Below are 21,976 nucleotides of genomic sequence, written 5' to 3'. Positions count from 1 at the left end.
CAGTCAGGAGGCCAAGCAGTCAGTGAGCCGGCGCTGACAGCTCCTCCCAGTCGGCCCGCGTCGTGAGCCGCTCGGCGTAGGCCTGCTGGGTCATCCGCGGCCCTTCGGCGCACTGGCTGACGGAACTGGCGGACCGGCGGGCGCTGAAGCGGATCGACGCCCCGCTGGACGATACCGTGCCGGCGCGGCGGCCGATCACTGTGCGGGACCTGCTGACCTCCACGTTCGGGCTCGGCATGGATATGACGGCGCTGGGCGCGCCGATCATGGGCGCGATCTTCGAGCAGGGGCTCACGCCCGATGCCTACACAGGGTACGACGGCGACACCCGAAGGCCTGCCCCTCTACACAAAGGATTCTGCACACCGTGCTGAACCAGCTGACCCGCTACCTGCGGAATGGGAGTAACAAAATGCGCATGCTGTTGTCGACGAAAGACTGTGGGGAGACTGGCCAGTGATGGGCGTAGACGTGATCATCGTGGGCGCAGGCCCGACCGGTCTCATGCTGGCCGCCGAACTGCGCCTGGCCGGAGTGCGACCGCTGGTGCTGGAGCGGCAGCCCAAGCGCCGAGACACCCCGAAGGCAGGGGGTCTCGGCGGGCAGATCCTGGAGCTGCTGCGCTACCGAGGCTTGCTGGAACGCTTCGAAGCTGCCTGCACCGGCCCTGTGCCGGCTCCCCGCTTCCCGTTCGGCGGTGTGCATCTGGACTTCACCCAGCTGGCAGATCCGCCGCTGCACGCCCTGCCGCTCCCGCAACAGCTGCTTGAGCGGCTGCTCGACGAACGCGTCGGCGAACTCGACGTCGACATTCGCCGTGGCCATGAAGTGACCAGGGTGAGCCAGGACGATGCCGAGGTGAGCGTGGAGGTGCGGGGCCCGGACGGGCCGTACCGGATCAGCGCCCGCTACCTCGTGGGGTGCGACGGTGCGCGCAGCCGGGTCCGGGGCTGGGCCGGCATCGGCTTTCCTGGCACCGTCTATCCGGAGGTGAACCGGCTGGCCCAGGTCTCCTTGCCCGATACGGTGACCGTGCTCGACAACGGTTATCTCAACGTGCCCGGCTTCGGCACGATCCGCGCGGGTTTCACCCGGACCGGCCACGGACTGTTCGGCGTCGGTTCCTCGCCCGGCTCCCAGGTGGTCTCGCTCTACACCATCGAGGACGAGAGCACCGAGTACGACGACGACGTGCCGATGACGGTGGCCGAACTGCAGGACAGCGTCCGTCGTGTGCTCGGCGTTGATCTGCCCGTGGGAGAGGCGCTGCGGCTGTCGCGGTTCACCTTCAAGGCTCGGCAGGCCGAGCGGTACCGTGACGGGCGGATCCTGCTGGCCGGTGATGCGGCGCATCTGTTCCCGGCCACCGGGGTGGCGCTCAATGCCGGCATGCTGGATGCGGTCAACCTGGCCTGGAAGCTGGCCGCCGACCTGCACGGCTGGGCGCCGGCGGGCCTGCTGGACACCTACCACGGCGAACGCCATCTGGCCGGTGCCCGTACCATGCTGCACACCCGCGCACAGGTGGCCTTGAGGCGCGGGCACGATGCAGCCGCCGAGGCGCTGCGGGAGGTCTTCCAGGAACTGCTCGGCGATGAGCAGCCGTTGCGCCGTATGGGAGCGCTGGTCGCCGGCTCCGACATCCGCTACCCGATGCCTGGTTCCGACCGGCACGTCCTGATCGGCGCCTTCGTACCTGACCTCACCTTGCATTCCGAGCAGGGCACCACCAGCGTCGCGGACCTCATGCACGCCGCACGGCCCGTCCTGCTCGATCTGGCCGAGCTCGAGGATCTACGCGAGGTCGCCCGGGCGTGGGAGGGCCGCGTCGACTACCGCACCGCCAAGGCCGGCGACCGGCCGGCCGATGCCCTGCTGATCCGTCCGGACGCCCACGTCGCCTGGGCCGCGGCCATTGACGAGCCGGCTGACAGCGTTGCGCCCGGGCTACGCGAAGCGCTTTCCGACTGGTTCGGCTCCCCCTGAGACACGACCGCGCGGATCAGCGCGAAGGCGCCGCGCACACCACCACGGCCGGGCCGCCCGCATCGGGCCGCGGTCGATCATGAGGCGAGGCGGACCGGCCCCGCCCCCTCGTACAGAGCCCACAGACCTCTCTCCAGGAAGGAAACGGTTCGTGATCCCCTTTGTCCCCGCCGATCCGACTGTGGTGCACCCCATGCCTGGCCAACCACGGGTGGTGCTGCTGAAACCGCTGGTCACCTCGCCGCTGATCGAGGTCGGAGAGTTCTCCTACTACGACGATCCGGATGATCCGACCCGGCCTGCCCGGACGCGGTGACACCGTGGTCGGCCACGACGTCTGGCTCGGCTACCGGTCCATGGTGATGCCCGGCGTCCGCATCGGCCACGGAGCGATCATCGCCAGCGGCTCCCTCGTCGTCGACGACGTTCCGGAGTACGGCGTCGTCGGCGGCAACCCGGCCAGGCTCATCCGCCGCCGCCACAGCGACGCCGATGTCGACCGGCTGCTGGCCCTGGCCTGGTGGGACTGGCCGCTCCAGCACCTCACGGACCGCATCCGCACGATCATGTCCGGCAGCGTCGACGACCTGGAGAAGGCGGCGCCCGCTCCGGCACCGATGCGTCAGCACTGGGGAATCGAGTCCGCATGAGTGAGCCGCAGGTAGAGCGCACTCCACGCGTGCTCGTACGTCGTCTTGGACCGCTCGGCGTACTTTTTGACCTGCGACGCGTCACTTGAAGATGCGGCCGTAGGTGTTGATCGCCCATCGCGGTCGGCCGGCCGCGCCCGGGTGCCGCCCGGGGCCTACTTCACGGTGACGTCGAAGACGGCCTCGCCCGACTGCCGCCGGCTCTCCTCGTCGGGCGGCGTCGTGGACTGGCCGCACCGCCAGCAGTCGCGCAGCCTGATCTGCGTCGTGCCCGGCCGCTTGCTGTTGAACACGAAGTACGTCGTGCCGCCGGCCCCGACCCCCTCGCCCTTGCGCTTGCTCTCCTCGCTGATGAACGAGGCCACCTTCGGGTCAGGGACCGCGACCAGGTCCCAGTTGTCGCCCACCGAGGGGTTGTCGGCGACGGCCAGCGAGAAGCGCTGCCCGGAGCGCAACTCGACGCGTACGGTCGAGCCCTTGGCGCCCTTGACCACAGTGCCGAGGTTGCTCACCGCTGAGCCTCCGCCGCACCCCGCCACCAGCAGGGCGGCCAGCAGGACGGCCGGCATGGCGGCGGGGACGCCCGTTCGACGCATCATGGCGGCAGGCTATCGGCCCGGGCCGCCGCCCCTTACCGGGACCTGCGGCGGCGGTCGCGCATCATGCTCCGGACGGCGAAGGCCACCGCGGCGCCCCCGGCGGCGATGAGCAGCACGGGCCGCTTCCTCGCCGCCTGTGCCGCGTCCCTGACCTGGTGCGGCGTACTCTCGCGGACCTTGTCTGTCACCTTGCCCCTGACGGACCCGGCCGCGTGGCTCGCGCGGGCTTTGACGTCGGCCTTGGCGGCCAGCGCGCTGACGGTGTCGCCCAACTCCCGCCGGGTCTCCTCGATGTCCCTGCGTACGTCAGGCTCTTCCCTGTGGCGCACCCCGTGGAGCGGGGACGACTGGTCGTGGAGCGATCCGCGTGGCGTGGGCACCGTCTCCTCCTCTGCCTGCTGGCTCTCGGCGGCCTCCGCCCGCTCGTCGCGGACGGGGGGTTCGGGAACGAACGTCTCGTGCTCGGCACGGGCCTCCTCCGCGTGCCGGGCGTTCTCCGCCGCACCCGGCCTGGTCGGAGGCACGTTGATGGACTCGCGTTCGGTCGGCGTGCCCACGGTCGCCCTGCGGGCGCCGACGTTGCCTGCGTGTTGCTCGCTGTATCCGGGGTCGGTCTCGCTCATCGCCGTGCTCTCTCCTTGACCATGTCGATGTCGGCCTTGACGCTCGCGAGAGTCTCTGACGGGACGGGTGGGCCGACTCGTTTCACCTGGGTCCGGCCGGTCAGGCCGAGCATCGCAGCGATGAGGAATAGCGCTCCCGCCACGATGGCGGCGGCCGCCCAGCCGGGCAGCACCAGGGCGAGGAGCAGGATGACGGCGGTAACGAGCGCGGCACCGCCGAAGAACGCGGCCATCCCCGCCGCGCCGAACAGACCCGCGCCGAACCCCGCGCGCTTGCCTTTTTCCGCCAGCTCCATCCTCGCCAGGCGGAACTCGTCCCTCACGAGCCTTGAGACCTGCTCGGAGAGGTCGTTGACCAGCTTGTGGGTGTCGTTCACGACGTTCGCCTCCTCCGTGAGGAAGGCGACTACCCAGACAAGCGGCCTTCTATCACCGGGCCCTTACCGCTTGGCGACCTTGAGCAGGAACCCCAGCGCCGACAGCACGGGGTCTTTCTGCACCTCGCACCAGTTGTCGGGCTGCTTCGGCTTGCTCCACGGAGACGGGAGCTCGCAGGAGGGAGCCTGGGGCTTGGGCCGCTCACACCACGATCCGGGAGGGTTCATACCAAACATTCTACAACTTCAGGTATGGCTTATATAAGCCTTCCCGCAGATGAGGTGGGTCAGCGCGGCCACGCTCCGGTAGGGGTCGGTCCTGCCCGCCCGCTCCTCCGCCGCCAGCAGGTCGTCGATGTCGTCGGGGATGGGCGTGTCGTCGGGCACGGCGTCGCAGAACACGCGCACGCCGTACCACTCGCGTACCTCGAGCCCGTGTACGGCCAGCCGCCGCGTGAGCTCGCCGAGCCGGTCGGCCCTGGCGGCGACGCCGAGCCTGTTGACGTAACCGGTGTCCTCGAACGCCTGCAACGCCCCCGTCCAGTCGCCCATGAGCCCGGGTCGCAGGGCGAGGGCGTCGCCGTTCCGCACGAGGAGCGAGAGGATGCCTCCGGGGGCGAGCAGGCGGCCCAGGTCGGCGAGGAGCGGGTCGGGGTCGTCGAAGTACATCAGCACGCCGTGGCAGAGGACGGCGTCGAAGCTGCCCGGCTCGAACAGCTCCGCCAGCCGCTCGGCCTCCGCCTGGACCGTACGGACCGCCATGCCCGGCTGGATCCCGGCCTCCAGGAGGCGAAGAAGGTCGCGGGAGGCGTCGAGCGCGACGACGTGGTGGCCTCTGGCGGCCATCCTGAGCGCCTGTGTGCCCTGGCCCGACCCCACGTCGAGGACGTGGCAGGGGGCCTTGGGGAGGTGCTCGGCGAGCTGGCGGGTGACGAGATCCTGCCTGATGACGTCGCGCAGCTTCCCCAGCTTCGCGCGCCACTGGTCCTCCGCCCCAGAAAACCTCATACGAGGATCCTAGGGGCCGTCCGGATCCGATCTTCCGTTCCCGGCGGTAACCTGCCGACGTGCTGGTACACGGGGTCTGGTCGGCCGAAGGGCTCGCCTTCTGGGCGGAGAGCGCCGACGCCTTGCCCGCGGCGAGCAGGCGGCGTCCCACGGAGGCCGGGAGCACTCCCCATCCGTTCGCCGCCGCCGCGGACGGCGTCGCCGCCGTGCTGGGCCTCGACGAGCCGCCGTCACGGACGCTGGAGCTGCTCCTGCCCGGCTCGGCCAAGGAGCCGCTGCCCTCGCCGGAGACCGGGCGGCTGGCCGAGGTGGCGCGCCCGCGCTTGCGCCTCTGGCGGGTTCCCGCCGTCGTCCCGCCGGCCTCGCAAGCCCTGCACGTACTGGCCGAGCACACCGGCACCGCGACCATGCGCCACTGGGCCGCCGTCGCCGCCTTCGCCCATGACCTGGTACGCCGTGGCCGCGTCATCCCGCAGCTCATCCCCGGCGCGACCGCCCCCGAGCCGGAGCCCGAGCCCGAAGCCGGTGATTCGATGGCCATGTGGGCGGTTCCGCGGGCCGGCGCGCGGGCCGGGTGGCGGCCCGTGGTGACCGGGGCCGACGCCGGATACTTCCGGGAGCTGGCGCTGGCCATGCCGCCCGCCTGCCGCACCTCCCGCGTCGAGCGGCCGTCCGCGGACGTCCTGCGGGAGGCTCTCGAAGCGTTCACCGACACGCTCGTCCGGCAGGCGCTCACCGAGCCCCTGGTCGTCACGCCCAGAACGCCCCACGAGCGCTGGCTGGCCGCTCTGACCGGCGACGTGCCGGCCTGCCCCGACGTCCCGGACCTCCGCCGGGAGCTGGAGAAGTGGCGTGACTCGGTCGAGTCGGCCGAGGGCGCGACCAGGGTCTGCTTCCGCCTGCTGGAGCCCGCCGACACCGAGGACTGGCGGGTGGAGCTGGCGTTGCAGGCCGCCGACGACCCCAGTCTCTACGTCCCCGCCGCCCACGTCTGGAGCGGCGAGAAGGTGACCGGGCTGCCGGGCGTTCCGGAGAGGGAGCTGCTGGCCGGGCTGGGCCGGGCCGTCCGGCTCTATCCCGAGCTGGACCACGCCCTGCGCGGGCCCAGGCCGAGCGAGCTGGCGCTGGACACGGCGGGCGCGTTCGGGTTCCTGAGGCAGGCGGCGCCGCTGCTGCAGGCGGCCGGGTTCGGGGTGCAGCTGCCGCGCTGGGCCGGGCGTACGAAGCTGGGCCTGAAGCTGACCACCAGGACCAAGGCGCAGACGGCGGCCACCGGCCAGGGGTTCGGGATGCGCGAGCTGGTCGACTTCCGCGTCGAGCTGGCGGTGGGCGGCGAGACGATCAGCGAGGCGGAGCTGGCCGAGCTGGCCAGGCTGAAGGTGCCGCTGGTCAGGGTGCGCGGCCAGTGGGTGGAGCTGGACGACCGGCAGCTCAAGGCCGCGCTCAGGGCCGTGGCGGGCACCCGTACGGGCGAGGCGACCGCCTCGGACATGCTGCGTCACATCGTCGGCACCGATCTCTGGGGCGATCTCTTGGGCGGCGACGAGCTGCCGCTGGTGGAGGTCGACGCCGACGGCGTGCTCGGCGAGCTGCTGTCCGGCCAGGCCGAGCGGCGGCTCGTGCCCATCACGACCCCGGCCGGGCTGGACGCCACGCTCAGGCCCTACCAGGAGCGCGGCCTGGCGTGGCTGAGCTTCCTGTCGGAGCTGGGCCTGGGCGGGGTGCTGGCGGACGACATGGGGCTGGGCAAGACGGTCACCACGCTGGCCCTGCTGGTCCACGAGCGGGCCGACACGCCCACGCTGCTCGTCTGCCCCATGTCCCTCGTGGGCAACTGGCAGCGGGAGGCCGCCAGGTTCGCCCCGGGCCTGCGCGTGTACGTGCACCACGGCAGCGGGCGCGACGCCGCCCTGATCCCGGGGGCCGATCTGGTGATCACCACGTACGGCACCGCCCACCGCGACCTGGACTCGCTCAAACAGCACGAGTGGCGCAGGGTCGTGTGCGACGAGGCCCAGGCGATCAAGAACAGCGGCACGCTGCAGGCCCAGGCCGTACGGTCCATCCCCGCGGGCATGAGGCTCGCCCTGACGGGCACCCCGGTCGAGAACCACCTGGCCGAGCTCTGGTCGATCATGGAGTTCGCGAACCCGGGGCTGCTGGGGCCGCGTTCCCGGTTCAGGACCCGCTTCCAGGAGCCGATCGAGGCCCGCCAGGACGAGCAGGCCGCTCAGGAGCTCAAGCGGGCGACGGGGCCGTTCATCCTCCGGCGCGTCAAAACCGACAAATCGATTATTTCTGATTTGCCGGAGAAGCTGGAGGTCAAGGAGTGGTGCCCGCTCACCACGGAGCAGGCCACGCTCTACCAGGCGGTCGTGGACGACATGCTGGCCAAGATCGAGGGGAGTGAGGGCATCGAGCGGCGCGGGCTGGTGCTGGCGACCATGGCCAAGCTCAAGCAGGTCTGCAACCACCCGGCCCACCTGCTCAAGGACGGCTCCCGCCTGTCAGGCAGGTCCGGCAAGCTCACCCGCTTGGAGCAGTTGTCAGAAGAAATCCTGGCAGAAGGCGAAAAGGCTCTACTTTTCACGCAATATGCCGAGTTCGGGAGCATGCTCCAGCCGTACCTCGCCCAGCGGCTCGACACCACCGTGCTCTGGCTGCACGGCGGCCTGCCCAAGAAGACCCGCGACCGCCTGGTCGACCGGTTCCAGCACGACGACGAGCCGATGCTGTTCGTGCTGTCGCTCAAGGCGGCCGGGGTCGGGCTCAACCTGACGGCCGCCAACCACGTCATCCACGTGGACCGCTGGTGGAACCCGGCCGTCGAGGACCAGGCCACCGACCGGGCATTCCGCATCGGGCAGCGCAAGAACGTGCAGGTGCGCAAGCTCATCTGCGCGGGCACCCTCGAAGAGCGCGTCGACCAGATGATCGAGCGCAAGAAGGCCCTGGCCGAGCGGGTGGTCGGCACCGGCGAGGACTGGCTGACGGACCTGTCGACCGACGAACTGCGCGAGGTGTTCAGGCTCACGGCTGAGGGGGTGGGCTGACGATGCCCGATGACAGGCGAACCTGGTTCGAGGACGCCAGGCCGATCAGGGTCGAGGGCGGCATCAGGGCCCGCACCCAGCGGGGCAGCATCGGCTCCACCTGGTGGTCCAGGCGCTTCATCGACATCCTGGAGCGCATCTGCGACAAGGGCCGCCTCACACGCGGCCGCGCGTACGCCCGCCAGGGCCAGGTCCTGTCGATCGACCTGTCCCCCGGCGAGGTCAGGGCGTCCGTCCAGGGCTCGCGGCGCCGTCCGTACGAGGTCGTGATCAGGATCGAGGCGTACGGCGAGCAGCGCTGGGCCGCCATCGAGGAGTCGATCGCCGAGCAGGCCGTCTACCGGGCCAAGCTGCTGGCGGGAGAGATGCCGACGGAGATCGAGGAGCTGTTCGCCGCGCTCGGGATCGACCTGTTCCCCCGCGACCTCGACATGGACTGCTCGTGCCCCGACTGGGGCTTCCCGTGCAAGCACCTGTCGGCGGTGCTCTACCTGCTGGCCGAGTCGTTCGACGACGACCCGTTCCTGGTGCTGGCCTGGCGCGGCCGTACCCGGGAGCAGCTGCTCGGGTCGCTGGCGGAGGAGGCGTCCGGGGTGGAGGTGGAAGACGTGCCGTTCGCCGACCGGCTGGCCGACTTCTACGCGCCCGGCGCCACGGCGCACCGGCCCGAACGCCGCCCCACGACGGCCGCCCCGGACCTGCTCCTGCGCGTCTTCCCGCCCCCTGCCGGCCTGGCCCGCGCCCTCACCCCGGCCTACCAGGCACTCGCCGACTCCTGACCCGGGCTGCCCCGATGGGTGGCGACGTCGCATCGTGGACGCGTCACGTGGTGCAGCGGGTGTCGCGGCCCCGACGATCGGACCGACGCTCCCACGGGGACCCGCGACTGCGCCGGTGCCACGGCGGCGGGCACGTGTGGCAGGCCCGCGGCAGGCACCGCGTGGCGTGTGGCGCGGGCGCGTGGCACGTAGCGGGCAGCGCGTGGCGCGTGGCGCGTAGTAGGCAGCGCGTGACGCGTAGCAGGCGCGGGTGTGGTCAGCGGTCCTCGAAGGAGTCGGGCACCATCACGCGCACGCCGTTGGGCACCACCCGGAGCCGGATCGGGGTGCGCAGCCGTACCTCGCCGTCCACGTCGGCCGCCATCGGCGGGTCGGTCTCCAGCAGCATCTCCCGCCCCACCACGAACGGCCCCCCGGCCAGGCTGCGCCAGCGCCCGGTGGTCGCCCTGATCAGGGTCTCCCCGAGCAGCCGCAGCTTCTTGCCCGAGCCGAGCTGGTAGGCGACCAGCTGGCCGTTGTCGATGCTGATGTCCCTGGCCACCTGCCAGCCGCCGTGGAAGCGGCCGTTGGCGATGTTGAGCTGGTGGGTGAGCAGCTCGTGGCGCTGCCCCTCCACGGTGATGTACGCGCGGAACGGCGTGTGCCCCGGCAGGATGGTCAGCGCGGTCAGCGGGTAGGCGGGACGCCCCACGATGCGCTTGAGCCACGGCTTGACCCTGCCCGCCACCTCGACGGAGACACCGAAGCTGGCGAGGTTGGCGAACGGCCGGTCGTCGGCCATGCCGAGGTCGATGTCGGCCACCTTGCCGGTGGCGAACACCCTGATCGCCCCGGCCAGGTCGAGCGGGAGGCCGAGGCTTCTGGCGAAGTTGTTGGTGGTGCCGAGCGGCAGCACGCCGAGCGCGACGTCGCGGTGTGCCACGTGGCGCACCGCCGAGGAGAGCGTGCCGTCGCCGCCGCCCACGATAAGCAGGTCGGGTTTGGTGGCCAGGGCCGTGTCGAGCAGCTCGCGCAGCCGCTTGGGGTTGTAGACCGACAGCTCAGCCAGCGGCTCGAACCCGAGGTTGTGGATCTGCTCGATGACCTCGAAGTAGTGGCGGCGGCCCCGGCGCGAGCGAGTGTTGACCACCACTGCCACCTTGCGATCCCTCCGGATCGCCTCGGTGTGCTCGTCCTTGGTGCGCAATTCGCTCATGGACACCAATGGTATGGGCCGCCGGGAGGTCCCGGCGGCCCATGATCACTACTACTTCTTCGGCGGGACGACCTGGACGATGGCGCCCAGGTTGCCCGGCAGCGGGCTCAGCAGCTTGAACTGCACGCCCAGCGCCTTGCCCTCGTCACCGGGGTTGCCGGTGCCGAGCTTCGAGCCGGCGACCACCTGGCCGTACAGCTCCGTGGCGGGGGTGCCGTCCTGGTGCACCACGCGGGTGGTGTAGGCCTGGTCGCCCTTCGACGGCACGACCACCGAGGCGTCGAAGTCACGGTAGTAGAGACTGCCGTTGATGACCTCGAGGCCCGGGTACCAGGTCTTGGCGTCGGTGAAGGCCGGCACGCCCTTCTGCGCGGGCAGGTCCGTGCAGTACGCGCTGAACGGCTCGTCCGCCGCCTCGATGCACTCCTTGAACGGGTACGTCTTGCCGAACCCGAACGCCGCGTTGGACGACTGGACGCGCCCCTGCAGGTTCTTCTGCAGCGTCGGGTCCTTCTCGGCCGCGGTCCCGGTGCGGCGCAGCGGGTCGAAGTGCGAGTCGACGACCAGCAGGCTGCCCTTGGGGCCGAGGCTCGGCGGGAGCCGCAGGTTGTTGGAGAAGTTGTTGTTGGTGAACGTCGAGTCGCGGTACCACACCAGCAGGCCCGGCGCGTTGTAGGCCAGCTTCTGCACCTTCCACGCCCCGTCACGGGAGTAGTCGGTGTCGTAGGTGTACTTCAGGCCGTTGTCGAAGCCGTCGAAGTTACGCCATTCGGCCAGGTAGAACCGGGAGATCTCGCGCTCGCCGTTGTTGCGGGTCCAGCCCTGGCCGCTCGTGTTGGTGAACGTGCCGCCGGTGGCCTTCCAGCCGTTGTCACCACCCTCGACGTCGTCGCTCCACACGGCCGTGGCGCCGTTGGTGAGCTGGAAGTCGTCGGTGTGCCAGCCGCGCTCCTCGAAGGCGGCGTCGGTGTTGTAGGTCAGCCGCAGCTTGACCGTCTTCCCGGCGAACGGCGTGAGGTTGACGTAGTCGTGCCGCCAGCCGCCGCTGTCACCGGTGAGGCCGTACTTCTTGTCGCCGAAGGTCTTGAGGTTCTTGTTCGGGTCCGGGTAGTCGTCAGGCGTGCTGACCTCGTTCCCGGCCTCGTCGAAGACCTTCTGCTGGGCCCAGGTCTGGCCGCCGTCGGTCGAGACCTCGACGAAGCCGAAGTCCCAGTCCTGCTCGATCACGTAGTTGTTCCACATCCACAACTTGAGATCGGTCCCGGCGGGGACGGGCAGGTCGCGGGTCAGCGTGAGGTTGGCCCAGTCCTGGTCCAGGCCGCTCCACCAGGCGTTCGAGCCGCTGTGGACGTCGACCATCTTCACCGGCGTGGAGGGCACGTTCACCCGGACGCCGTCCTCGGTGAGCTTGGGCGTGCGCGAGGACTGGCCGAGCGTGACGAGCTTGGCGGCGTCGCCCGGGTTGAACGTCTTCGGGTTCGCCCAGCCGAGCACCCACTTGTCCCACAGGCCCATGTGGGCCGGCATCGACTGGAAGATGGGGCCGGAGTGGGAGCCGCTGGACATCAGGTCCCAGAAGTCCACGGCGGAGCTGGCCTGGCCCGAGGTGTCGTACAGGTCGGGCAGGCCCAGGTCGTGGCCGTACTCGTGGGCGAAGACGCCGACGCCGGAGTCCTCGGGCTGCACGATGTAGTTGGAGATCTTCTTGTCGCTGCCGGGGATCTTGTAGCCGCCGGCGACCGCGCTGGAGTGGGCCCAGATCGCGTACGTGCCCTGGGCGCCGCCGTCAGAGGACTTGTCCTTGCCGGCGTGGACCAGCACCAGGTGGTCGATCACGCCGTCGGGCTCGTTGAAGTTGCCGTCGCCGTCGGCGTCGGAGGTGTCCTCGAGGTCGTAGTCGGCCCAGGGGAAGTTCGGCTGGGCCTTGGCCAGCGATTGCACCACGTCGATGGGCAGCTGCTGGGCGCCGAGCGGGTTGTCCGGGTGGCCGGACATGTCCTGGGGAGCGCCGCCGCACTTCGCCGCGCCGTACCAGGCCTCGGAGTGCGGGACCTTGATCCAGCCGACCGCCGACCCCGTGACGGAGTAGGCGCCCTTGGACATCTCCTCGTACATCTTCTTCATGGTGTAGCCGGAGATGTCGATGCCGGCCTTGCCGTCGCGCGGGTCCTTCAGGTCGGGGCGCACGCGCTCGGTGATGCCCTTGTCGGTGTAGAGCATCTTGTTGAAGTGCTCGGTGCTGAAGTCCTTGACCCAGAAGGAGTTGTTGTCCTTGTGCGGCAGCGTGGCCGGGTCGGGGATGTTGTTGTGCAGGGGACCGTTCTTGAGCGTCCCGGCCGGCTCGACCACGCAGTCGTCGGGCCCGCTGTTGACGGTGCGCAGCCGGTTGAAGCCCGAAAAGTCGTCGTTGGCCTGGTCGTTGAACTCGACGAGGATCGTCAGGAGTTTGGCTGTGCGGGTCTGCTTGGAGTTCTTGAAAATCCATTCAGCGGGGTTGCGGCCTGTCTTGATGGCCTGGTTCTCGCGGGCGGCGAGAATGCGACCCGCTGCCGGATTTCCGCTGGTGAACTTCCGGTCGAACTTCTGCGCCGGGGTCAGCGAGCGCTGCTTGCCGTCGTTGACCGAGGGCTCCTGCGGGTCCTTCTCGACCGCGGGCGGAGCGTAATTGATGTAGTAGTCCGCGGCCGTGGGCTCGTAGTTCGCGGCAGAAGCCGCTTGAGCCGTGGGCACGGACAGAGCGGCGCCGAGAAGGGCGACCGCCGGGAAAGCTGCTAATAAGCGCTTCGTGCTGGGCACCAGTTACCCTCTCTGCCCGGGGTCACCGGGCGCATGGCCATAAGGGAGTGCAATGCCGGACGCTAGAGGGTAAGTCAAGGAAACGTAAAGTACGTTGGTGAAACGTGACCAAAGGGGGACATTTGGTGCATGGTTGGCGCCGCGCCTCAGAACAGTATTAGCCCGGCCGTTATCGCGCCCACGACCGCGCCCCCGTAGCAGATCACCGCTATGACCAGGTCGAACCTGGCGATGCCGAGCAGTTCCTCACTGGTGAACCGGATGCGGTGCGCGGCGTGGAAAAGGCAGAGCACGACGACGGCCAGGAGCGCGAGCCGTACCAGCACGTTGTCCGCCAGCGCGCGCAGGTGCTCGGCCGTCGGCCAGTCCACCACGCCGAGCGGCATGAGCACCCCGAAGAGCAGCACGAGCACCGGCAGCAGGAGGGCCGCCACCACTCCCCCGCCGCTGAAGAGCAGCCACAGGTACGGCTCCAGGGTGCGTCTCATGGCGACCTCAGGATGAAGTAGGCGATCAGCATGGAGATCATCACCCAGGCCGAGTGGTTGCCGCCCTGGATCATCCAGGCGGGCACCCGCCAGCCGTCCAGCCGGACGACGGTGGCCTTGGGGGCGAGGTTGAGGAACGTGACCGTGTGGAAGACGGTCGCGGCCAGGGCGAGCACGTTGATCACGATCATCCACGGCCGGCCGGCCAGCGCGGCGAACTCCTGGAGGCTCCCGGTTCGCACGGCGTCGACGAACATCAGCAGGAAGACGATCGTCCAGGCCACGAAGACGCTGGTCAGCTCGCGCAGCACGAAGAAGGCGTAGTGACGGGTGCGGGCGAACCACAGGTTGTCGCGCGGCGGCCGGTACGCGGTCGTCATCGCCTGCTCCACGGCAGGACGGAGCGCAGGGCGGCGGTCAGCTTGTAGCGCTGGATGGCCTCGGCCGGGTCCACGTGCTTGGGGCAGACCCGCGTGCACTCGCCGACGAACGTGCACCCCCACACGGCGTCCTCCTGGTTCAGCACGTCGAACCGGTCGCCCATGTCGCGCGAGTCCAGGTTGTAGCGCTGGGCGAGCGCGATGGCGGCCGGGCCGAGGAAGTCGGGGTCGAGCACGTAGACGGGGCAGGCCGAGTAGCAGAGCAGGCAGTTGATGCACATGCTGTACTGCTTGTACGCGTCCAGCTGCTCGGGCGTCTGGGCGTACTCGGTGGTCAGCGGCAGCTCCTCACCCTCTCTGACCAGCCACGGCCGCGTGGACGACAGCTTGGCGAGGAACCCGTCGATGTCCACGACCAGGTCCCTGATCACCGGGAAGCCTTTCAGCGGCTCGATCCTGATCGGGCCCTCGCCGTACTCGGTGAGGAAGGTGCCGCAGGTCAGCCTGGGCTCGCCGTTGACGGTCATGCCGCAGGAGCCGCACACGCCCATCCGGCACGACCAGCGGTACGACAGGCTGCCGTCGAGCTGGTCCTTGATGTGGTTCAGCCCGTCGAGCACCGCCCAGTCGGCCATGAGCGGCACCTCGTACCCCTGGAACACCGGCTCGTCGTCCTCGCCGGGCCGGTAGCGGGCGACCTCCATCCTGACCGTCCGCGTCGCCGTTTCCTTGATCTCAGTCACGGCCGTACACCCTTTCTCCTGGAGGCCAGCGGGTGATCGTCACGGGCAGCAGCCCGACGGACGGGGTGCCGTCGGGCGCGCGGTGCACCAGCGAGTGCGCGAGGTAGGCGTCGTCGTCCCTGGCGGGGAAGTCGGTGCGCTGGTGCGCGCCGCGCGACTCCTGCCTGTTCAGCGCGCAGGCCACGATCGTCTGCGCGACCTCCAGCATCGTGTGCAGCTCCTGCAGGTTGATCAGCTCGGTGTTGAACGCGGTGCTCGTGTCGTCGATCCGCACCTCCTCGGCACGCTCGCGCAGCTCCGCGAGCGTGTCGACGGCCTTGGTGAGCACGTCGCCCGTGCGGTAGATGCCGGCCGCCCCCTCGAGCGTGTGCTGCATCTCCTCGCGCAGGTCGGCGATCCGCTCACCGGTGCTGCTGCCCTCCCGCCCGCGTTCCAACCGCCGCCGCTCGTCGTCCCCCTGGGTCCGTACGGCCGCCGCCTCGCCGTCCCGGTGCGACCTCGCGAACTCGGCGGCCGCGATGCCCGCGCGGCGGCCGAAGACCAGGCACTCCGGCAGCGAGTTGGAGCCGAGCCGGTTGGCGCCGTTGATGCTCACGCAGGCGGTCTCCCCCGCCGCGAACAGCCCGGCGATCGGGGTGGCGCCGTCGATGTCGGTGTGGACGCCGCCCATCATGTAGTGCACGACCGGGCGTACCGGGATGAGGTCGGTGGCGGGGTCGAGGTTCTGGTAGCTCCTGCAGAGCTCGCGCACGAAGGGGATGCGGGCGTCGATCTTGTCCTCGCCCAGGTGGCGCAGGTCGAGGTAGACGACCGGCCCGTACGGCGTGTCCACCGTGCGGCCCAGCTGCTGCTCGTGCACGAACGCCTGGGAGAGCCGGTCGCGCGGGCCCAGCTCCATGCTGCGCAGCTTCGGCGTGGGCGTGGGCTTGCCGAGGTCGTAGTCCTGCAGGTAGCGGTAGCCGTCCTTGTTGATCAGCCAGCCGCCCTCCGCCCTGGCCGCCTCGGTGATGAGGATGCCGGTGAACGGCAGGCCGGTCGGATGGTACTGGACGAACTCCATGTCCTTGAGCGGCGCTCCCGCCCGGTAGGCCAGGGCCATGCCGTCGCCGGTCTTGATGGCGGCGTTCGTGGTGAAGGGGAAGACGCGGCCGCAGCCGCCGGTGGCCAGGATGACGGTCTTGGCCGCGATGGTCTCGATGCGGCCGGTCCTGATCTCGACGGCCACGACGCCGTGGACGCGGCCGTCGTCGACGACGAGCTTGGTGACGTACCACTCGTCGTATCTGATGACGTCCTGATATTTCAGGGATGTCTGGAACAGGGTGTGCAGGAGATGGAAGCCCGTCTTGTCGGCGGCGTACCAGGTGCGCATCTTCTTCATGCCGCCGAACGGGCGGACCGCGACGCGGCCGTCGCTCTCCCGGCTCCAGGGGCAGCCCCAGTGCTCGAGCTGGATCAGCTCTTGGGGCGCCTCGGCCACGAACGCCTCGACCGCGTCCTGGTCGGAGAGCCAGTCACCGCCGGAGATCGTGTCGTAGCAGTGCTCGTCGAGCGTGTCGCCGAGGCCGATCACCCCGGCGGCGCCGCCTTCGGCGGAGACCGTGTGGCTGCGCATCGGGTACACCTTCGAGACGACCGCCACCTTGAGCGCAGGATCTGTCTCGGCGACCGCGATGGCCGCCCGCAGGCCCGCTCCGCCTCCTCCGACGATGAGCACATCGATCATTTACGTCACTTCCCGTGGTCCGGTTGCACCGGGTCCTTCACCCGCTTGCCGTCGTGCCGGATGGCGGACAGGTGGATGCTGCCGTCGTGGTACTCGTGCCGGATCCTCCGGCAGCCGCAGTCGAAGAGCTGGTCACGGATCACCAGGCCGTAGCCGTCGTCGTCGACGAGGCGCTCACCGCCCGACTTCTTCCCGCAGGGGGCCGGCTCGGGGGTGAAGGGGATTTTCGTGCCTGTCATCGCCGATCTCCCTAGATAGGCGAATTTCATGATCAGTCGAGGTCTTCCTCGGCGGTCCTGCCCGGCTCGACCTCGGGGGCCTCCTCCCGCTCTACGACGGGTGGCCGCTCGGCCTGCTCACGGGGATAGTGCAGGTCGAAGGCGGGCCGCTCGGAGCGGATCGGCGGCATGCTGGCGAAGTTGTGGCGCGGCGGCGGGCACGAGGTGGCCCACTCGAGAGAGTTGCAGTAGCCCCAGGGGTCGTCGAGCGTGACCTTGGGCGCGTGTCTGGCCGTTCTCCAGACGTTGTAGAGGAACGGCAGCGTCGAGGCCCCGAGGAGGAACGCCCCGACGGAGGAGATCTCGTTGAGCGTGGTGAACCCGTCGTGCACGCCGTAGTCGGCGTACCGTCTGGGCATGCCCAGCTGGCCGAGCCAGTGCTGCACCAGGAACGTGGTGTGGAAGCCGATGAACAGCGTCCAGAAGTGCACCTTGCCGAGGCGGTCGTCGAGCATCCTGCCGGTCATCTTCGGCCACCAGAAGTAGAACCCGGAGAACATGGCGAACACGACCGTGCCGAAGACGACGTAGTGGAAGTGGGCGACCACGAAGTACGTGTCGCTGATGGGGAAGTCGAGCGGCGGCGAGGCCAGGATGATCCCGGTGAGCCCGCCGAGCAGGAACGTCACCAGGAACCCGACCGCGAAGAGCATCGGCGTCTGGAAGCTCAGATGGCCCCGCCACATGGTGCCGATCCAGTTGAAGAACTTCACCCCGGTCGGCACCGCGATGAGGAACGTCATGAACGAGAAGAACGGCAGCAGCACCTGGCCCGTCGCGAACATGTGATGCGCCCACACGGTCATCGACAGCCCGGCGATGGCGATGGTCGCGCCGACCAGCCCCAGGTAGCCGAAGAGCGGCTTGCGGCTGAACACCGGGACCACCTCGGAGATGATCCCGAAGAACGGCAGCGCGATGATGTAGACCTCGGGATGCCCGAAGAACCAGAACAGGTGCTGCCAGAGCATCGGGCCCCCGTTGGCCGAGTCGAAGACCTGGGTGCCGAGCTTGCGGTCCGACTCCAGCACGAGCAGCGCCGCCGCGAGCACGGGGAACGCCATCAGCACGAGCATGCTGGTCAGCAGCACGTTCCAGGTGAACAGCGGCATCCGGAACATCGTCATGCCGGGCGCCCGCATGCCGATGATCGTGGTGATGAAGTTGACCGCGCCGAGGATCGTGCCCAGACCGGACAGCGTCAGGCCCATGATCCACAGGTCCCCGCCGATCTGCGGCGAGTACATGGCCGTCGACAGCGGCGTGTAGGCGAACCAGCCGAAGTCGGCCGCCCCGCCCGGCGTGAGGAACCCCGCGACCACCATCAGCCCGCCGAACAGGAACAGCCAGTACGCCACCGCGTTCAGCCGCGGGAAGGCGACGTCCGGCGCGCCGATCTGCAGCGGCATGACCACGTTGGCGAACCCCGCGAACAGCGGCGTGGCGAACAGCAGCAGCATCACCGTGCCGTGGATGGTGAAGAGCTGGTTGTACTGCTGCTGGCTGACCAGCTGCATGCCGGGGGCGACGAGCTCGGCCCTGATGAACATGGCCATGGCGCCCGCCACGAGGAAGAACCCGAACGAGGTGATCAGGTAGAGGTACCCGATGACCTTGTGGTCGGTCGTCGACATCCAGGAGGCGATGACGGTCCCGGTGCGGCGGCGCCTGACCTGTTCGAACGAGGTCTCCCGAACAGTCGTCACGGCTGCTCCCTCCTGCGCGGAGTGCTACCTGCGACGGACCGCCGGAGGCGGCCCGGACTGCCCCGATCTACCCATTGCACGCCAAGCAGCGCCGCTCGGGAAGGCATTCTTTAACATTTCGCCCGGAAGCTTTGACGGACCCGATCGACATGCGGCTCATCACCGGCATCCCACATTGCGGATATTTACCGGCTCACCTGGTGGCTTCTTCTATCCTTCGTAGCCGGACCGTCTATGGAGGAGATCTCGTGACCGCTCAGGCTGACTACTCCGCCCTCGTCCAGCGAGGGCTCTCGCTCGACCTCACCAGGGGCAAGCCGTCGCCGCGCCAGCTCGATCTCTCCAATGACCTGCTCAGGCTGCCCACGTCGTACCGGGCGGCCGACGGCACCGACGGCCGCAACTACGGCAACCTGCAGGGCCTGGCCGAGCTGCGCGAGCTGTTCGCGCCGCTGGTGCAGGTGCCCGCCGAGCGACTCGTCGTCGGAGGCAACTCCAGCCTGGCCCTGATGCACGACACGATCGTGCACGCGCTGCTCACCCCGGTGCCGGGCGCCGTGCGGCGGTGGGTGGAGGAGCCGGAGATCACGTTCCTGTGCCCCGTGCCCGGATATGACCGGCACTTCACGATCACCCAGCGGTTCGGGATCAAGATGGTGCCCGTCCCGATGAACGCCGACGGCCCCGACATGGACGTGGTCGAGCGCCTGGTGGCCGCCGACGCGAGCGTCAAGGGCATCTGGTGCGTGCCGAAGTACAGCAACCCGTCCGGCGTCACCTACAGCGACGAGACGGTGCGCAGGCTGGCCGCCATGCCGACCGCGGCCGCCGACTTCCGGATCTTCTGGGACAACGCCTACGCGGTGCACCACCTGACGGACACCCCGGACGAGCTGGCCGATCTGCCGGCGCTCGCCGCCGAGCACGGCAACGCCGACCGCGTGTTCGTCTACGCCTCCACCTCCAAGGTGACGCTGGCGGGCTCCGGCGTGTCGTTCTTCGGCTCCTCGCCGGCGAACGTCGAGTGGTTCCTGCACAACACCTCCAAGCAGTCCATCGGCCCTGACAAGATCAACCAGCTCCGCCACGTCGAGTTCCTGCGTGACCCGGCGGGCGTGGCCGCCCACATGAAGCGGCACGCGGAGCTGATCGGGCCGAAGTTCGAGCTGGTCGACAAGGTGCTGACCGAGCGGCTCGGCGACCTCGGCACCTGGACGAGCCCCAAGGGCGGCTACTTCATCAGCCTGGAGGTGCCGCACGCCGCCGAGGTGGTGGCCAAGGCGAAGGCCGCGGGCATCGCGCTGACGCCCGCGGGCGCGACGCACCCGTACGGCAAGGACCCCGGCAACCGCACGATCAGGCTCGCGCCCACCTTCCCCGAGCTGGACGAGCTGGAGCAGGCCATCGAGGGCCTGGCCGTCTGCGTCCGCCTGGTGGCGGAGGAGCAGGGCTGATCAGCGGCCGTTGCCCCTGAAGCCGAAGATGTACTCGCGCGTCTCGCTCGGATGGAACGAGACGCCGACCCCCGGCTCGAACACGACGTTGTCCCGGGAGCAGTAACGCAGGCCCTCCCACACGGCGAGGGCCTTCTCCCTGGCCGGGGCCTCGAGGGTGTCGCGCTTGCGGGCGCCGTACGAGCCGAGCACGTTCAGCAGCCCGAACCCCCAGAACAGGCCCGTCAGGCAGAACGGGGCGAGCAGCACCTCGCCCCACTTGGGGTCCTGGCCCATGGCGATGACCAGCGACACGACGAGGTGCACCAGGGCCGCCACGCCCAGCATGATGTAGCCCTGGTTCCTGGCCCAAGGGGTGTAGTGGCGGCTGGGGAACGACAACCAGACCGCGAGCTGCGTACGGCTCATGACGTGCTTCGACGCGCCGAGAGCCGCCCTGGTAGGCAGATCGGCGACCTCGCGGGCGCCTGGCAACCTGACTCTGCCGATCTTGTACGTGGTCCCCGCCGCAACCGCTCCGGGGACCGCAATGATCTGGTCAGTTTCCGAACACACCGGGCACCTGACTTCCACCCGGGCAGTCTGGCCTTAAGTCACGACCTGCGCAAACTGTCGGGCGTGCCACCCCGTGAATAGGGGCGATTTGCCCCTAGAGTGCATGATGTGAGACCCATTGACGCATTGGTGAGCTCTCTGCCCGAAGCCCGCGTCGTCACCGACCCGGACGTGATCGACTCCTACGCCCGCGACCGTACGTTCCTGAACCCCGGCAAGCCGCTCGGCGTGGTGCTGGCCACCTCCCGCGACGACGTGGTGACGACGATGAGGTGGGCCACCGAGCACCGGGTGCCGATCGTGCCGCGCGGCGGGGGCACCGGCCTGGCGGGCGCGTCCGTCGCCGGTGACGGGTCGGTCATCCTCTCGCTGGCCAGGATGAACGCGATCAGGGAGCTCTCCCCCGCCGACGAGATCGCCGTTGTCGAGCCGGGCGTCATCACCGCCGACCTGGACAAGGCCGCCAGGGAGCACGGGCTCATGTACGCGCCCGACCCCTCGTCGTACGAGATCTCCACGATCGGCGGCAACCTGGCCACGAACGCGGGCGGGCTGCGGTGCGTGAAGTACGGCGTGACCAGGGACTCGGCGCTGGGCCTCGAGGTCGTGCTGGCCGACGGCCGCGTCATGGACACCGGCCGGCGCACGATGAAGGGCGTCACGGGCTACGACCTGACCGGGCTCTTCGTCGGCTCGGAAGGCACGCTGGGCGTCATCACGGCGGCCACCGTGCGCCTGCGCCGGGCGCCCGCCGCGCCGCCGGCCACGTTCGCCGCCGAGTTCGGCTCGCTCAGGGACGCGGGCGCGGCCGTCTCGGCGATCATGGCGGCTGGCTGTCAGCCCTCGCTCATGGAGCTGCTCGACCGGGCCACCCTCGAGGCCTTCGACGACTGGCGCAACATCGGGCTGGAGCCGGCCACGCAGGCCATGCTGATCGGCCAGTCCGACGCCACCGACAGCCAGGCCGCGGTCGAGCGCATGGAGCGGCTCTGCATGGAGAACGGCGCCTCGTTCGTGGCGGTGTCCTCCAGCCCGCAGGAGGCCGAGGAGCTGATCGCGCTGCGCCGGCTGGCGTACCAGGCCAAGGAGCGGCTCGGGGCCTGCCTGGTGGAGGATGTGTGCGTCCCGCGGTCCGTACTGCCCGACATGATCACCGCCATCGAGGCGACGGCCGCCCGGCACGACGTGAAGATCTGCACGGTCGCGCACGCCGGGGACGGGAACCTGCACCCCGTCTTCATCTTCGACCGCGGGAGCGTGGAGCCGCCCGCGGAGGTGTGGGCGGCGGCGGACGAGATCTTCACGCACGCGCTGGCGCTCGGGGGCACGCTGACCGGGGAGCACGGCGTGGGCCTGCTCAAACGGCGCTGGCTGGCGCTGGAGTCCGGCCCGGTGGTCACGGAGATCCAGCAGGGCATCAAGGCGGTCTTCGACCCTCTGGGCCTCCTCAATCCCGGCAAGGCGATCTGGCCGGACACCTCTGGCACCTTGACCAACCCGTGACTTTGGGGGCGGATGCCCACACGTACCTGCGGTGAAGGATGAACCACTGCCTGACATTCTGCGTCAAAACATGAAAC

Annotated in this window: 22 protein-coding genes; 7 read left to right on the top strand and 15 right to left on the bottom strand. The window is 69.6% G+C overall.

The window, feature by feature from the left end:
• Positions 1 to 19: 19 nt before the first annotated feature.
• Positions 20 to 295, bottom strand: a complete 276-nt coding sequence (locus AB0J64_RS34970) for a hypothetical protein (RefSeq protein WP_364036760.1) — start codon at positions 293 to 295, stop codon at positions 20 to 22.
• A 164-nt stretch (positions 296 to 459) separates the two neighbouring features.
• On the opposite strand from AB0J64_RS34970, the gene AB0J64_RS34965 reads away from it, so the two are divergent.
• From AB0J64_RS34965 to AB0J64_RS34955, 3 genes are all read left to right on the top strand, one after another.
• Positions 460 to 1,986, top strand: coding sequence for an FAD-dependent monooxygenase (locus AB0J64_RS34965; protein ID WP_364036757.1), 1,527 nt, complete (start codon positions 460 to 462; stop codon positions 1,984 to 1,986).
• A gap of 151 nt (positions 1,987 to 2,137) precedes the next feature.
• A complete protein-coding gene (locus AB0J64_RS34960) occupies positions 2,138 to 2,302 on the top strand; it encodes a hypothetical protein (protein WP_364036754.1) in 165 nt (54 codons plus the stop codon).
• Positions 2,271 to 2,636 (top strand): CatB-related O-acetyltransferase, encoded by a 366-nt coding sequence (locus AB0J64_RS34955; protein WP_364036751.1) that lies wholly within the window; start codon positions 2,271 to 2,273, stop codon positions 2,634 to 2,636. Before AB0J64_RS34960 ends, AB0J64_RS34955 begins: the two co-directional genes overlap by 32 nt.
• Positions 2,637 to 2,791: 155 nt before the next feature.
• Here AB0J64_RS34955 and AB0J64_RS34950 read toward each other — a convergent pair whose 3' ends face one another.
• The 5 genes from AB0J64_RS34950 to AB0J64_RS34930 form a co-directional block, all read right to left on the bottom strand.
• Positions 2,792 to 3,235, bottom strand: a complete 444-nt coding sequence (locus AB0J64_RS34950; RefSeq protein ID WP_364036748.1) for a protease inhibitor I42 family protein — start codon at positions 3,233 to 3,235, stop codon at positions 2,792 to 2,794.
• 32 nt (positions 3,236 to 3,267) lie between these two features.
• On the bottom strand, positions 3,268 to 3,858 hold the full coding sequence (locus tag AB0J64_RS34945; protein ID WP_364036745.1) for a DUF3618 domain-containing protein: 591 nt from the start codon (positions 3,856 to 3,858) through the stop codon (positions 3,268 to 3,270).
• Complete coding sequence (locus tag AB0J64_RS34940; protein WP_357609201.1) at positions 3,855 to 4,235, bottom strand: phage holin family protein; 381 nt, start codon at positions 4,233 to 4,235, stop codon at positions 3,855 to 3,857. The genes AB0J64_RS34945 and AB0J64_RS34940 overlap by 4 nt, the downstream gene beginning before the upstream one ends.
• A gap of 63 nt (positions 4,236 to 4,298) precedes the next feature.
• Positions 4,299 to 4,463, bottom strand: coding sequence for a hypothetical protein (locus tag AB0J64_RS34935; protein WP_355194952.1), 165 nt, complete (start codon positions 4,461 to 4,463; stop codon positions 4,299 to 4,301).
• Between the two features lie 18 nt (positions 4,464 to 4,481).
• On the bottom strand, positions 4,482 to 5,243 hold the full coding sequence (locus AB0J64_RS34930; RefSeq protein WP_364036741.1) for a methyltransferase domain-containing protein: 762 nt from the start codon (positions 5,241 to 5,243) through the stop codon (positions 4,482 to 4,484).
• 59 nt (positions 5,244 to 5,302) lie between these two features.
• Here AB0J64_RS34930 and AB0J64_RS34925 point away from each other — a divergent pair, with 59 nt between their 5' ends.
• Positions 5,303 to 8,296 carry a DEAD/DEAH box helicase gene (locus AB0J64_RS34925; protein ID WP_364036738.1) on the top strand — a complete coding sequence of 998 codons (2,994 nt, stop codon included), beginning with the start codon at positions 5,303 to 5,305 and terminating at the stop codon, positions 8,294 to 8,296.
• 2 nt (positions 8,297 to 8,298) lie between these two features.
• Positions 8,299 to 9,075 (top strand): SWIM zinc finger family protein, encoded by a 777-nt coding sequence (locus tag AB0J64_RS34920; protein ID WP_364036735.1) that lies wholly within the window; start codon positions 8,299 to 8,301, stop codon positions 9,073 to 9,075.
• A gap of 256 nt (positions 9,076 to 9,331) precedes the next feature.
• Here the strand turns inward: AB0J64_RS34920 and AB0J64_RS34915 are convergent, their stop codons facing one another.
• From AB0J64_RS34915 to ctaD, 8 genes are all read right to left on the bottom strand, one after another.
• Positions 9,332 to 10,270: a diacylglycerol kinase family protein gene (locus tag AB0J64_RS34915; RefSeq protein ID WP_364036732.1), complete on the bottom strand. Its 939-nt coding sequence runs from the start codon at positions 10,268 to 10,270 to the stop codon at positions 9,332 to 9,334.
• A 51-nt stretch (positions 10,271 to 10,321) separates the two neighbouring features.
• A complete protein-coding gene (locus AB0J64_RS34910; protein ID WP_364036729.1) occupies positions 10,322 to 13,066 on the bottom strand; it encodes an immune inhibitor A domain-containing protein in 2,745 nt (914 codons plus the stop codon).
• 146 nt (positions 13,067 to 13,212) lie between these two features.
• Positions 13,213 to 13,554 (bottom strand): fumarate reductase subunit FrdD, encoded by a 342-nt coding sequence (frdD, locus tag AB0J64_RS34905; RefSeq protein ID WP_344993317.1) that lies wholly within the window; start codon positions 13,552 to 13,554, stop codon positions 13,213 to 13,215.
• On the bottom strand, positions 13,551 to 13,934 hold the full coding sequence (locus AB0J64_RS34900) for a hypothetical protein (RefSeq protein ID WP_364036725.1): 384 nt from the start codon (positions 13,932 to 13,934) through the stop codon (positions 13,551 to 13,553). Before AB0J64_RS34900 ends, frdD begins: the two co-directional genes overlap by 4 nt.
• Complete coding sequence (gene sdhB, locus AB0J64_RS34895; RefSeq protein ID WP_364036722.1) at positions 13,931 to 14,677, bottom strand: succinate dehydrogenase iron-sulfur subunit; 747 nt, start codon at positions 14,675 to 14,677, stop codon at positions 13,931 to 13,933. Before sdhB ends, AB0J64_RS34900 begins: the two co-directional genes overlap by 4 nt.
• Entirely contained in the window at positions 14,670 to 16,403 is a 1,734-nt protein-coding gene (frdA, locus tag AB0J64_RS34890; protein ID WP_364036719.1) for a fumarate reductase (quinol) flavoprotein subunit, read from the bottom strand. Before frdA ends, sdhB begins: the two co-directional genes overlap by 8 nt.
• Positions 16,404 to 16,408: 5 nt before the next feature.
• Positions 16,409 to 16,642, bottom strand: a complete 234-nt coding sequence (locus AB0J64_RS34885; RefSeq protein WP_364036716.1) for a hypothetical protein — start codon at positions 16,640 to 16,642, stop codon at positions 16,409 to 16,411.
• 32 nt (positions 16,643 to 16,674) lie between these two features.
• On the bottom strand, positions 16,675 to 18,387 hold the full coding sequence (gene ctaD, locus AB0J64_RS34880; RefSeq protein WP_364036713.1) for a cytochrome c oxidase subunit I: 1,713 nt from the start codon (positions 18,385 to 18,387) through the stop codon (positions 16,675 to 16,677).
• 248 nt (positions 18,388 to 18,635) lie between these two features.
• On the opposite strand from ctaD, the gene AB0J64_RS34875 reads away from it, so the two are divergent.
• On the top strand, positions 18,636 to 19,841 hold the full coding sequence (locus tag AB0J64_RS34875) for an aminotransferase class I/II-fold pyridoxal phosphate-dependent enzyme (RefSeq protein WP_364036710.1): 1,206 nt from the start codon (positions 18,636 to 18,638) through the stop codon (positions 19,839 to 19,841).
• Here AB0J64_RS34875 and AB0J64_RS34870 read toward each other — a convergent pair whose 3' ends face one another.
• Entirely contained in the window at positions 19,842 to 20,249 is a 408-nt protein-coding gene (locus AB0J64_RS34870) for a hypothetical protein (RefSeq protein ID WP_364036707.1), read from the bottom strand.
• Between the two features lie 255 nt (positions 20,250 to 20,504).
• Here AB0J64_RS34870 and AB0J64_RS34865 point away from each other — a divergent pair, with 255 nt between their 5' ends.
• The gene (locus tag AB0J64_RS34865; RefSeq protein WP_364036704.1) at positions 20,505 to 21,899 is read left to right on the top strand and encodes an FAD-linked oxidase C-terminal domain-containing protein; all 1,395 of its coding nucleotides are present in this window, start codon (positions 20,505 to 20,507) and stop codon (positions 21,897 to 21,899) included.
• The last annotated feature ends 77 nt before the right edge of the window (positions 21,900 to 21,976 follow it).

The sequence above is a fragment of the Nonomuraea sp. NPDC049695 genome, assembly GCF_040674955.1.
Lineage (GTDB): Bacteria > Actinomycetota > Actinomycetes > Streptosporangiales > Streptosporangiaceae > Nonomuraea > Nonomuraea helvata.
This window is presented reverse-complemented; position numbering and strand designations above follow the sequence as displayed.